Here is a 13,347-nt window from a genome sequence, read left to right as displayed (position 1 = left end):
TGTTTACAACCAAGACTAGGGCTTGATTAAGCGTCTGATTAGATACTACTTACCGAAAACTCAAGTTATCCAGATACTTTCTTAGGAGAGTATGATTGTTGTTTGGACAGCTGATCGCACTGCCTTCCAATCCAGTGAGTGTATTATTACAATTGAAAAGCTGTGTACCAGAAAGCCACATCTCTAACCGTGTAATTTGCTCATGCGCAATTGTTTCAGTGACAACTTCGCAAAGAGGGCTCAGGGCATGAGAACGATTCTTTAAGAGAGTTACCCAGTGGTTATAAGAAGCAGACTGAATGGGGAGACCTAGTTGGTTGATAGTTTCAACCAGATCTTCTAAATGAAATGCTGTGGGATTGACTAAATGGAATGCTCTATTAAATGACTTGAGCTGGGTAGATAAGTAAACAATCGCCTGACTAACATAATCTACAGGAGTCATATCAATTTGTAAATTAAGCTCAGGTGATATACCAATTTGAATCAAACTTTTGATCAATCGGCTTAATAAATCCTCTGGGTTACCAATCCCTGTATAGGAGTGACCGGTAACCATACCAAGTCGGTAGATACAGGTGGGAATCCCTTGCGCGGCGGCGGCAGTCACCAGTTTCTCTGCAACCCATTTACTCTGGGCATAGCCGCCGGTAATGGCATCCCCTTGATCAATATCGTCCGATTCATAGATGACATTAACTCCAGTAGCAGCCAGTGGCTCAAAGACATCCAAAGTAGAGACAAAGTGAACCGGTTTCAATTTCCTATGGGCTGCCAGCTTGAGAATTGATTTGGTACCAATAATATTAACGGCTTTTAAGCTGGACAATGGATACAGTAAATTAACATTAGCTGCACTGTGATAGATAGTATCCACTATCTCCGCAATACTATGAAATTGTTCTGTTGATAGCCCCAGTATGGGACGAGCTAAATCACCGATTAATGGAACTATCCTGGAATAGGAAAAAGCAACACCGGGTAAATATCGTTGTGCCGCATAACGCAGTTTTTGGTAAGCCTGTGTCAGGCTTTGGGTCCTAATCAAACAATAAATAGTTGCATCACTTCGCTGTAAAAGCTCATGTAACAAAGAGATGCCAATAAATCCAGTTGCTCCTGTCAGGAGAATGGCTTGAGGTTTTGTCCAATGAGCAGGAGGAGAGCCAGAGAAAGTTTTCGCTAAACCAGTATTTACATCGCCTAAGACGATCTCCTGTCGTAGTTTCTGAAGTGTAATCCGCTCGTTTGCAGTTGGCGTACATGCACTTTCAGAACTCTGTAGCTGTTTAGATAAATAGTCAATCGTTGGCTTATTGAAAAAATCAGTAAAGGAAATCTCTTTTGCATATCGATTTTTTAACAGGGAAAAGAGCTGCATGACACGTAGCGAATCTCCACCCAAGTCAAAAAAACTGTCGTAGACCCCTATCTGATGAATCTCCAGGATCTTGGACCAGAGTTCTGCCAGGGATTCCTCTAGAGGGGTACGAGGTGCCAAGAATTCTACCTCTAGGGCAGGTCTGGCTAAGTCTGGAGCAGGCAAAGCCTTACGATTGACTTTACCGTTAGCTGTCAAAGGGAACTTATTCAGAAAAACAAAAGCAGCTGGCAGCATATAGGTCGGTAGCTGTTGCTTCAAATAAGATCTGAGCTGTACTCTTAAGTCTTGCGTTATTTTGCTGTGTAGAGGATTATTTGCATAGGTATGCCAGGGATTAGGTAGGGTCCTGGTGTGTGGCCGCTGGCTCGTACCTAACCCATGCATAGAATTCCTAACCTTTAATGATGAGTACCTGATAAATGTGGCCTGAAAAGTACCCTGAGGTCCTGAATCCAAGCCATCAATATAAACATGATAGGGAATCTCTTGAGAGAGTTGCCACAATTTTTCTGGGTCGATAGCTTGACTTTGACATGTCGTGTTGAGACTCTTCTTAAGTGAGGTAATCGTATCGGGACAGTTACTCTGTTTCACCCAGGCTAAGGCTTGAACTGCTTCAAATAGTCGCCGATCAGGGATATTGTCCAGACGTAATCCAACAGGTGTTTTGTCTGCTAAGTAGTGCTTAATTTTCTGAACAGTATAATCTTGTTGTTGCCAATCTAAGGTCTTGATATTACCTGGTGTTGACATCACTTCAGCATTGACATGCAATATAACGTCATAACGAAATCGTGTTAGTTCGTTATGGAATTTCCCTTGCTTTAGTAACACTTGCACATGACTAATCTCGGGAATTCGCTTTTTTAGTGCTAGAAAGAATTTGGGATCAAGGGTGAGCTCTTCTTCCTGATGTAGTCGTCGTTGAATACGCTTTAATAATTCAGCCGTTGGTAGATTATCAGGAGCTTGCGCTACTTCCACCGATGTCGCAAACATTTCTAACAGTAAATAGTTTCTCAAATCTCCAAGAAATAGAGTTCCACCCGGTTTGATGACTTTAATAGTCTGTTCTAAAACATTGATCAAATAATCAACACTCGGAAAATATTGAATCACTGAATTGATGATCACAGTATCTATAGAGCCAGGGGCAATTCCCTGTAAATTATCCGCTACTCGATGTTCAAGAGTCACCTGAGGAAGATGGATTTGAGGAGACTGTAACTGTTGTTCAATGTAATTTAAAGAGGACTCCGAGATATCTATGCCTAAGTAGCTTTGACAATGGGGTGCAATGCGAAATAGAAGCAGCCCAGTGCCACAGCCAATTTCTAATACGTTTTGGGGGTTGAGTTCTAAAATGCGCGATGTTGTATTATCGACCCACTCCTTCATCTCAATATCAGCAATCAGGTCACCAGTGTAACTATTAACCCAACCGCTGATATTGAACGTGTCGTCCCAATTATTTTTGGTGGGATTGAGCTGTTCACTATTATTAATCAGTCTCCATTGATTAATAAGTTCTGCTTCCAGTTGATTAGTATCCAGAGTGGTCGTTGGTAACCGCTCTGATGAAGACTGCACAATATAAGCAATCAGACGCTTGATCCCGATATCATCCTCTCTGGCAATGACAATAGCCTCCTGAACTGCAGGATGCTGCTCAAGGGTGGTCTCAATTTCATTTAGCTCAATCCGAAAACCTCGGATTTTTTCTTGATGATCAGCTCGACCCAAAAATTCGAGATGCCCATCTTCTCTACATCTCACTAAATCACCCGTTCGATATAGCCGCTGTTGTTCGCTACCAGTAAAAGCTTTTTCAATAAAATTGATATTGGTTAAATCAGGTTGATTTAGATAACCACGTGCTAAACATACCCCACCAATGTAGAGTTCACCTGCCTTCCCAGAACCAACGGGCTGCATCTCATTATCTAAGATATAAGTCTGGACATTGGGTAACGGTTTTCCAATGGGGACTGTGTCATTATGAATCGATGTTGCCTGGGGACCGATCAATTCACAGTAAGTTGTTACAACTGTTGATTCTGTGGGACCATACCCATTGACTAAGCGAACTTCAGGCTTAACGTGCTCTTTCCACACCTCCAGCCAATTAAGTAGCACCCGCTCTCCTCCAATAATCACTAGACGGAGCAAGTTTGGGATAGTTGTTGTAGTGAGTTCTGCACAAATCTGATGCCAAAAGGCAGTGGGTAAATCTATGACAGTAATCTTAAGCTCTTCACAGGTCTTCAAAAATCCTGAAACCGACTGCAGCATATCTGAAGTACGCAAAATAAGCGTTGCCCCTTGCGTTAGCGTTAGAAAGATCTCTTCTACCGCAGTATCAAAGCTAATTGAGGCAAATTGGAGAACTCGGTCTGCCCTTTTGATCCCACAATCTCGATTGGCCCCTTGTACGAAATTACTTAATGCCCCATGTTCAACCATAACTCCTTTGGGCTTACCGGTGGAACCAGAGGTATATATAACGTAGGCCAAATTTTTGGTGGTCGTTACCGGTAGAGGATTTTCGGTGGGTAACTGGGTAACATTGATACTATCCATGCAAACCACATGGGCTCTATGGGTTGGCAGACTCTGACTTAAGGATGTTTGGCTGAGTAGAACAGATACTTGAGAGTCTTGTAATATCCAAGCAAGTCGCTCAGAGGGATAGTTGGGATCTAGGGGAACATAGGCTCCACCTGCTTTGAGAATGGCTAGTACCCCAACCACCATCTCAAAAGAACGTTCAAGATATAAACCGACTAGAACATCAGGGCCAACACCTTGTTCACGTAAATAATGAGCTAGCTGATTAGCATGAGCATTTAAGGTGCGATAGCTCCAACTTTGCCCCATAAATTCGATTGCTGACGTTGCAGATTGTTTTTTAACTTGAGACTCAAACAATCTGCAAACAGATACTGAATTTTCAACAGGAAGAGCCAGCGATTGATCTCGAAGGTCTGTAAAAACCATGCCTGAATTTTCTCTAAATTTAATAGGTTCGACGACTTTAGTTCTTAAAGCTGAACATGAGGTTATTACACTTTGAGGGGCATCAATGGGCAATGACACTAAAAGAGTGTTTCCTATCTCTAACAGGGAGCAAAAAACATAAATTTACTCACCATTAGTAACCATGGAACAACTGATAGAGAACTATCTTGGTCATGCTAGGAATGAGGATTCAACTAGGTCCTATCTTTTGCAATACAGGCGTGGAACGCCTCTGCAGAAACTTGTTTGGACTCATAAAATCCTGATCCCTAGCTTGGTAGCTCAAAAATCATTTCCACAGTACATAGGATGATAAGTCTGGGAAAGCTTACCCATTAGTAGGAAACGCTTCTATTAGGCAAGACAAAAATTTCATCTCCAAGTTTTGAAGATTGATATCAACTTCTTCAACGCTTACAAAAGACGTTCTGGCACTCATAGACTTGGCAATTTAGGAAACGTGCTATCTCAAATTCAGACGTTGACATGCGCTAATCATCAATACAGAGAAATGTTGTATTGATCGTTGACTGAATATAACTCGTCAATCGTCTAAAACAAAAAACGAGTAAGTAAAAACCAAATGCGGTTTCTCTTGTCAGTCTTGTTTTAAGCTGTATCTTCCCTTGATAAAAACCGTATTTAAAGCTTTCTGTAGTATCAAAAGATACATTATTTTTGCGATCGCTACTTTTACTTTGCTAGCTCATTAAAAAAACCTGAGAAGTCAAGGGCTAGACCATTAGTTCATATATCTGAATACTGAGGCTTTTTCTTAAAACTTCTCTTGTCATAGTATACGGACACTCATGCATGCATCTTTTGATACACGAAGGCATGATTTTGACAACAGACCTAAGACTAATTAGCATCCAGAGTACAGCAACAACTTTTTCTGTTTTTCCTTATGACACCTCAGTGTTTTCTCTGTTTACATTTTGAGTCCAATTCCTCAAAAACTCATTTGCGGTATTTTTACTGTTCCATGAGGCAACTTAGGGAATTTAATGAGATCAGCTGAGTTGAGTTATGCATTAGTAAATTAAAATTTAATTGAGTAAATCAATCTAATATTTTGTAAAATAGAGATAGGTCACAAAGTTTATTAGGGTTTTCGGCTTAAACCTCAATCTCTAGATTTTTAAGCTCGATCCTCCTCAGACTAAGATGCAGGAGAAATCAATTATTGACTATGGTTTTGGGCACTTCAGAGAGAGCGGCTCTACTACTCTCTAAAGTGGATGAGAAGCCTTGTGAGAACAGATGCTGTAGTGAGTTGATTGTGAATTCACTCTCCTGAAATTAACGGGTAGAGCAATGCACCACCGCCGCTTCGCAGACCGCTATAGATATATGATCTCCCATCAGGTCATCTCCAATCATCAAACAGTCCCTTTAATGGGCCGCAAAACACCGCCAACAATAAAAAATATCTCGGTTACGTACAAATCATCAACTTTTCTAATAGCGTAGAGATAAAAGTAACCTACCCAATATCTTTACTAAGACACAGTATGTTTACTAAGTCTTACTATCTTCTACGTTCCACCCAAGACGGACAATACCTAGCCGCCAAACCCCATAATCAAGCATCTAAAGGCTTTCTAATGTTGTTTAATGCTGACCATGAGGCCCTTAGCTACGTCAATCATCATGCAGCTGAAGTTGCCAATCGCTTTGCTGTGGAGCCCATTAGCGGTCTGCAGCTGAAGCAAATGATGGAGCGTTGGGGCTATGAGGGTGTCGGTGTGGTCAATGATCCGCTGGTGCCCCAGGTCGATTTTTTAAAGCTACAGTAATAGCCCTATTCCATACGCTCAGCCAGCTCCATCCAGCGTTCTGTTGCCCTATCAATCTCCGTTGTCAGATCTGCCAACCGCTGAGAGCGTGCCTGCATTTCATTGTAATCGCTGGGTGGGTCAGTATAGAGCTGTTTTTCCAGGGTCTCTTTTTCCTCTTCTAAAGCGGGAATTTTCTCTTCTAAGGAAGCATATTCGCGCTTTTCCTTATAAGAGATTTTTTTTGGTTTGGAGGAGTTTTGAGTCTTTGATTTTGAGGACTGAACTTTCTGAGATTTGGTCACAGTCTGTTGCTTAAGCTTCTCTTCCTGTTCTGTTTTTTCCTTATAATCCAGATAAACCGAATAATTACCAGGATACTGTTTGAGATTACCCAACTCCTCAAATGAGAATATTGTTTCAACGGTACGGTCAAGGAAATAACGATCGTGGGAAACAACAATCACACAGCCATTAAAGTCTTCTAGGTATTCTTCAAGAATACCCAGAGTTTGTACATCTAGATCGTTCGTAGGCTCATCCAAAATTAACACGTTAGGAGCCTGCATTAACACCCGCAACAAAAACAGTCGTCGCCGCTCGCCACCGGAGAGTTTGTGAATTGGGGCATACTGTTGGTCGGGGGGAAAGAGAAACCGCTCCAGCATCTTTGACGCGGTGATTACAGTGCCATCAGCCGTAGTAACCAGCTCGGCTATATCCTTTAGATAATCAATGACTCGCTGATTTTCGTTGATGTTGACATCATCTGAATACTGGTCAAAATAACCGATATGAATAGTAGAACCGATCTCAACGGTGCCAGAGTCTGGCCGTTCTCGCCCAGTAATAATGTTCATTAAGGTGGATTTACCCACACCATTGGGGCCAATAATGCCGATGCGGTCTTCTGGGGTAAACAGGTAGGAAAAGTCTTTGATTAGAATGCGACCATCGTAACCCTTGGTGACATTTTCCAGTTCAATGACCTTTTTACCGATGCGGCGACCGGCAGTGGCAATCTCCACCTTGCCATGGGCCTGTTTAAATTCGGTATTTTGCATATCCCGGATGCGATCAATCCGAGCTTTTTGCTTAGTACTACGGGCTTTAGCACCGCGCTGTAACCACTTTAGCTCCCGCCGGAGTACCCCCGCGTGCTTTTTCTGACTGCTGACAGCGGCGTCTTCCTGGGCTGCTTTTTTTTCCAGGTAATAGCTATAGTTGCCTCCGTAGGGGTAGAGATCACCTCGGTCGATTTCTAGGATACGGTTGGTAACTCGGTCTAAAAAGTAGCGGTCGTGGGTAATGAGAAATAAGGCTCCGCGATAGCGACTGAGATAGTCTTGCAGCCATTCGACGGATAGGGCATCTAGATGGTTGGTAGGCTCGTCCATCAGGATAAGGTCAGGGTCGGCTAGCAAGGCGGTGGCGATCGCAACTCGTTTCCGATAGCCCCCCGACAATGTCCCAACCTTGGCATTAAAATCCTCAATCCCCAGCTTACTCAGCACCACTTTCGCCTGGGTTTCTAGCTCCCAGGCATTCGCTTGATCAATCTGCTGCGATACCCGCGATAGCATTGACATCAGCTGGTTTGTATCTCCTGTAGCCGTCGCCAGCCTGGCAGAAATCAGCTCATATTCCCGCACCAGCGCCATACTATCGCCACTATCAGCAAACACCTGCTCCAGCACCGTCAGATCTTCATCTAAATCCGGCTGCTGAGGTAAATAAACAATTTTGCTGCTGGCATTTTTCCAAAGTTCGCCACTATCAATGGGTTCTAACCCCGCAATCATTTTTAGCAGCGTCGACTTTCCAGAACCATTCGTACCAATGAGCCCAACCCGGTCTCCTTCCTCAATGCTAAAGCTGGCATTCCGCAGAATTTCCTTAATGCCAAAATCTTTGCTTATGTCCCGTAGTGCCAGCAGAGTCATCAGATAACCCAGAACAACCGTAGCTAGTGTAGCGTGGCCGCCGATCCATAGATCCATCCATAGATCCAGATTAGATGAAGCAATGGTCACTTATCAAAATTCATGGCGGATGTATAGGAATTGAGGACGTATCAATAAATTGATTGGGCGCTCCACCATCAACTTGAGCTGAATGGGCATCTCCCCTTAGCCGTGCTATGTCAACATCCAAAACCTTACAGTTAGTCAATAGCGTAGAACTTTTTATCAGAAGTTTTATCCGTACCCCCCTGATAAAGCATGGTTTGCTTGCCAGCTTGCTGCTAACTAGCTGTTTAAAGGACATAGCACCGTCTTCTGCAGACCTCTCAGGTGACCCCATTAAAATCGGTGGTTCTGCAGAGACCTATGAAATCCTTGAACTTTTTGTAAAGGCTTATCAAACACAATCTGCAAATACCCAATTTGATTTTCTTCCCCCCAGTCAAACCAGTGGTGGAATTCAAGGCGTTAAGAGTGCAGTTCTCGACATCGGAGGCGTCAGCCGCATACCAGCCCCTGAGGAAAGCGATGAGCAAATAACCTATCTCCGATTAGCCAACGCGCCTCTAGTTGTTATCGTCCACAATAGCGTTACCGGCATCACCAATATCACTGGCGAGCACATTAAAGCGATTTACAGTGGTCAAATTACCAACTGGAAAGACCTTGGTGGGCCAGATGCCGATATCATCCTGTTTGACTTTACAGAAGATGAAAATGAAAAACGGGTGCTTCGTGAAACTTATCTGGGTCAAGATTTAAAAATTACGCCCAACGCTGTTGTCTTCCCTGAAGACGATGAGCTAGTCGAAACTGCAACGATTACAAAATTTAGTATGGCAACGGTGGTTTATGAACAGAACCTCGACGACTTACCCGTAACTCCATTAAGCATTGATGGAGTTATTCCCTCAGCTCAAACCATTCAATCAGGACAATATCCCATGACTCTACCCCTGGGTGTCGTCCTCAATAAACAACCCTCCAGTTCCACGTTGGCTTTTCTAAAGTTTGCCACCAGTCCAGAAGGGCAGCAAACTCTGAGCGGCACTAGTTATGTACCGCTCGAAGCCAATTAATTTGTCACGGCGTTATGGGTTATGGGCTTGCTGTTGCTTAAAAACTTACTAATCAAATACCAAAAGTCTTCACTACCGCTAAAAATTAGTGCTCCCTTTATTGTCATGTTTTTGGGCTTTTGGGTTGTTAGCGTTGCTGCAGTAGGAATATTTTTCTCCAATAAATTAGCACAAGACCAGCAAGAACAGGCGAAAGAATTAGCAAATTTAGTGGAGCGAGATATTAATCAGGAACTGAAATCTTTACGTCAAGGCGCTCGTTTTCTATCAATCGAAGCACTGATGGCCCAAGGCGTTATCAGCCAAGATGTCAATCAACTTCAACAAACCGTCTTACCCCTCAAAAGTATTTTAGATACGGATATTGTTAAAATCATTGGCCTCGATCAGCAAGAATTGTTCAGCATCCAAAGCACTGGATTACAGACATTTAATCTGCAGGATCAAAACGTGAATGCCCTGTTAGTTACCGGCTCAGATACCAATGCAATTATTGGCAGCAGCAATTCTGGGCCACCGTTTTTGATTGGCACAGCACCGATCAAAAATGATCAGGGTGTAATTGGTGGGGTTACATTAGGCACAGCACTTGGGGATGACTTTCTAAAGCAGATCAACAAAACTATTCGAGAACAGATTATTGTTGTATCAAATGATGAAGTAGTTGCTTCTACATTCTCAGCTGATCCAGCTGACTTGGGAACCCTTGACCTGAATGATCTTCAAGGATTTATTACCATCGATCACCAAGATTTTTTGGCTGAGCCAATCTTACTAAAAAGTTTGGGTGAACAACAATTTGAGCTTGTTTTATTGATTTCTCAACAGTCACTAACCCAGGCTCAGGAGGCACTTTGGTTTTTTATTGCCATCGTTACATTTGTAGGCTCATTGATCACATCGATATTAGGCTACTGGATTGCCAAAAGAGTGGCCCGACCGATTCAAGATATTACCCTGATTGCGCAACAAGTAGCTGGGGAGAGTCGTTTTGATCTACGAGCACCCGCCAATACTCAAGATGACATCAGTGTTTTAGCCCTGTCTGTCAATCAGCTGATTGAATGGGTGGGCCAGTATACTAATGAGCTAGAAGTGGCTGCCCAAACCCTGGATGTCCGGGTAAAGCATCGGACTAAAAAACTATCTAATACTCTCAAAGAACTCAAAGACACCCAAGCTCAGCTGATTCAAAGCGAAAAAATGTCCAGCCTGGGGCAAATGATTGCAGGGATTGCCCACGAAATCAATAATCCCATTAGCTTTGTCCAGGGCAACATTGACCCCCTAAAAGAGTATTTTCAGGATTTGTTAGAGTTGATTAAAACCTACCAGGCTGAGTATCCAGAACCTACCACCGCCATTATTCAAAAGCAAGAAGAAATAGATTTTGACTTTTTGCTAACAGATTTAGATAAGTTACTAGGCTCAATGAATTTGGGAGCAGAACGGGTCCATGAGATTGTTCAGTCGCTACGTAATTTTTCTCGTTTGGATGAAGCCACTGTTAAAGATGTCGATATTCATGAAGGGCTTGATAGCACGCTGCTCATCTTAAATCATCGGATTAAGCATGAAGTTACCGTGGTGAAGAAGTATGGCGATCTGCCGTTAGTCCGGTGTTTTCCCGCCCAGCTTAACCAGGTATTTACTAACATCATTGTCAATGCCCTAGACGCAATGTTTGATGCTGATTACGATCGCAAAAAGCTAAAAATCATCACCCGTATGCTTAACGAGCATCAAGTACAAATCATCATCTGTGATAACGGTCCAGGGATTCCCCGCGAAATCCGCAGAAAAATTTTTGATCCATTTTTTACCACCAAACCCGTGGGTAAAGGCACCGGCTTAGGGTTAGGCATTTGTTTTAGAATCATTCAACAACACCAAGGTAAAATCCGTGTACGGTCTAAGATCGGCAAAGGGACAGAATTTATTATTACCTTGCCCATTGATGTTTTACCCGCCGAGCCAACTATGGCCGATCCGACCCATATCTCGCCTGTCAAAGTCGCTCCTTAGTAGGGCAGATCGTCAGACTGCCAATCAGCCGCTGCTTCTGCAGCCAGCGATAATTGGGTCGGATCGGTGCGATAAATGTTATCCCGTTTGCCAGGAGATTGTTTACGCCGTCGGGCAATATTCTCCTCTGTGGTTTCTTCTGCAATCACTTCATACAGAAGCGCTAGCTTATTCCCATCGCCTTTACGCAACACTCGCCCAAGCCGCTGAATATATTCCCGTGTAGAACCACTGCCCGATAGCAAAATAGCAATTCTTGCTTCGGGAACATCGACGCCTTCATTCAGTACATGGGAGACAACAATTACTTTATAGTCTCCTGTGCGAAAATATTGCAGCACCTCACGCCGCTCTTTTACCGGAGTTTGGTGGGTGATTGCAGGAATCAGAAAGTCCTGGGAAATTTTATAGACAGTAGCATTGTCGTTGGTAAAAATAATTGTGCGTTCAGGGTAATGCTGGGCCAACAGGTCTTCTAAAATGCGTAGTTTACCCGCCGTGCCCAGGGCAATCGTCTTGGCCTCCCGATGAGCCAGCATTGCCCGACGACCCGCTTGCGATCGCGCACTAGCGGTAACAAATCGTCGCCAGCCCTCAGGGCTACCCAACCAAATACGAGACTCTTGCAAAAAGTCATTGCGCTGCTGGATCAACTTAGCATATCGCTGACGTTCTACCTCTGAGAGCGAAACTTTGAGCTGCACAATTTGATAGGGTGCCAGCGCCTGTCCCGAAAGTTCAGCCGCGGTTTTATGGTAAACCACCGGCCCCAGCAGTTGTTCAAGGTCGGTATGTCGTCCATCGGCGCGGTCGGGGGTGGCCGTTAGCCCCAGACGGTAGGGTGCGATCGCATATTCAGCAATCACGCGATTAAAGTCACTAGGCAGATGGTGGCACTCATCGCAAATCAACAGACCATAGCGATTACCCAAACTCTCTGCATGGATGGCGGCGCTATCATAAGTAGCCACTAAAATATCGGTGCGATCGCGACTGCCCCCACCCAACAAACCAATATCCGCATCGGGAAAAGCCGTCTCTAGATGGGCATACCACTGATGCATCAAATCTAATGTCGGCACCGTAATCAATGTGCTGCGAGGAATCGCCTGTAGGGCCAGCTGCGCCAAATAGGTTTTACCCGCTGCCGTCGGCAACACCACCACTCCCTGCCAGCGATTTTGTTGCCAGGCCGCCAGAGCCTCCTGTTGATGCAGATAAGGTTTAAACGTAAGTCGAGGTGTCAGCTCTAACGCCGTAAAACCCGATGCTTGATCGTTAATTTCTACTTTTTCACGGCGTAACGTTTCCAGCAAAGGACGATAGCAATGGGCCGGAATCCGAAATCGCTCAATCCGGTCATCCCACACCGCATGATCAATCCACCCCTTGCCACGGGGGGGCGGATGCAAAATCAACGTGCCACGATCAAACCGTAAAGTAGGCGTACGCACCATCAAGAGCACCAGAACAAATCCGCAACAAAGCTGGGCTGAAAGCTCAAACCTGTCTCACCCTGCATTTGGTAAATAACTATACCAAACACAAAAAATATTCATAACTGATTATTCAAAGTAAACAAGTCTTACGCCCGCCAATATCGACTCCGTAGGACTACGGAGGTGGTTTATGTGGATCTGGTGACAATTATAGGCAACCATCCGAAAAACCATCTATTGACTTTTAGTTGTTTCTGGAATGGGTGTAACTACTACTGTGTTTATTCGTAGTGTTCTACCAAGGAGAATCGTCGTATGGATATTTCAATGATTCTGGGGTTAGCTCTTGCTGGTTCGGTTATGCTGCTCAGTGGTAACAAACCGAAAGGAAAAAAACAAAAATCACGAACCGGTAACCCATCCGAATTTGTAGTGAGTGTGGGTGGCGATGGGGGCATCTCCATCAGTCCCAAGCAAAAGTCCAACAAAGGGGCCTAATCCGAGGTATCACTTAAGTTTTTGACACGGCCGGTTCTTAGAACCTTTGTCCGTCATTCTCACATAACCGTAAACACCCAGTGATTGACTAGCAAGTTTGCACTCAACCACTGGGTGTCATTCTATTCAAGGCACCTAAGCGACCTCAGGGACGCAAGGCAA

Annotated in this window: 7 protein-coding genes; 4 read left to right on the top strand and 3 right to left on the bottom strand. The window is 44.0% G+C overall.

What is annotated here, in order from left to right; translation table 11 throughout:
- Positions 1–49 precede the first annotated feature (49 nt).
- A complete protein-coding gene (locus N836_RS69910) occupies positions 50–4,381 on the bottom strand; it encodes an amino acid adenylation domain-containing protein (RefSeq protein WP_023076593.1) in 4,332 nt (1,443 codons plus the stop codon).
- Between the two features lie 1,535 nt (positions 4,382–5,916).
- Here N836_RS69910 and N836_RS69905 point away from each other — a divergent pair.
- A complete protein-coding gene (locus N836_RS69905) occupies positions 5,917–6,201 on the top strand; it encodes a hypothetical protein (RefSeq protein ID WP_023076592.1) in 285 nt (94 codons plus the stop codon).
- Positions 6,202–6,206: 5 nt separating this feature from the next.
- Here N836_RS69905 and N836_RS69900 read toward each other — a convergent pair whose 3' ends face one another.
- Entirely contained in the window at positions 6,207–8,213 is a 2,007-nt protein-coding gene (locus N836_RS69900) for an ABC-F family ATP-binding cassette domain-containing protein (RefSeq protein WP_327058735.1), read from the bottom strand.
- Positions 8,214–8,320: 107 nt separating this feature from the next.
- Here N836_RS69900 and N836_RS69895 point away from each other — a divergent pair, with 107 nt between their 5' ends.
- Positions 8,321–9,223, top strand: coding sequence for a substrate-binding domain-containing protein (locus tag N836_RS69895; RefSeq protein WP_023076590.1), 903 nt, complete (start codon positions 8,321–8,323; stop codon positions 9,221–9,223).
- A gap of 21 nt (positions 9,224–9,244) precedes the next feature.
- Positions 9,245–11,248 (top strand): ATP-binding protein, encoded by a 2,004-nt coding sequence (locus tag N836_RS69890; protein ID WP_023076589.1) that lies wholly within the window; start codon positions 9,245–9,247, stop codon positions 11,246–11,248.
- On the opposite strand, the gene N836_RS69885 is transcribed toward N836_RS69890, so the two are convergent.
- Positions 11,245–12,705 (bottom strand): DEAD/DEAH box helicase, encoded by a 1,461-nt coding sequence (locus tag N836_RS69885; protein ID WP_023076588.1) that lies wholly within the window; start codon positions 12,703–12,705, stop codon positions 11,245–11,247. The two genes, N836_RS69890 and N836_RS69885, sit on opposite strands and share 4 nt — an antisense overlap.
- A 297-nt stretch (positions 12,706–13,002) precedes the next feature.
- On the opposite strand from N836_RS69885, the gene N836_RS69880 reads away from it, so the two are divergent.
- Positions 13,003–13,185 carry a hypothetical protein gene (locus tag N836_RS69880; protein ID WP_023076587.1) on the top strand — a complete coding sequence of 61 codons (183 nt, stop codon included), beginning with the start codon at positions 13,003–13,005 and terminating at the stop codon, positions 13,183–13,185.
- Positions 13,186–13,347: the final 162 nt, after the last annotated feature.

The sequence above is a fragment of the Leptolyngbya sp. Heron Island J genome, assembly GCF_000482245.1.
Taxonomy (GTDB): domain Bacteria; phylum Cyanobacteriota; class Cyanobacteriia; order Phormidesmidales; family Phormidesmidaceae; genus Leptothoe.
This window is presented reverse-complemented; position numbering and strand designations above follow the sequence as displayed.

Coding starts and splice junctions, on each gene's coding strand:
- N836_RS69910 (WP_023076593.1), bottom strand. CDS start 4,381: ATGGTTTTTACAGACCTTCGAGATCAATCGCTGGCTCTTCCTGTTGAA.
- N836_RS69905 (WP_023076592.1), top strand. CDS start 5,917: ATGTTTACTAAGTCTTACTATCTTCTACGTTCCACCCAAGACGGACAA.
- N836_RS69895 (WP_023076590.1), top strand. CDS start 8,321: ATGTCAACATCCAAAACCTTACAGTTAGTCAATAGCGTAGAACTTTTT.
- N836_RS69890 (WP_023076589.1), top strand. CDS start 9,245: ATGGGCTTGCTGTTGCTTAAAAACTTACTAATCAAATACCAAAAGTCT.
- N836_RS69885 (WP_023076588.1), bottom strand. CDS start 12,705: ATGGTGCGTACGCCTACTTTACGGTTTGATCGTGGCACGTTGATTTTG.
- N836_RS69880 (WP_023076587.1), top strand. CDS start 13,003: ATGGATATTTCAATGATTCTGGGGTTAGCTCTTGCTGGTTCGGTTATG.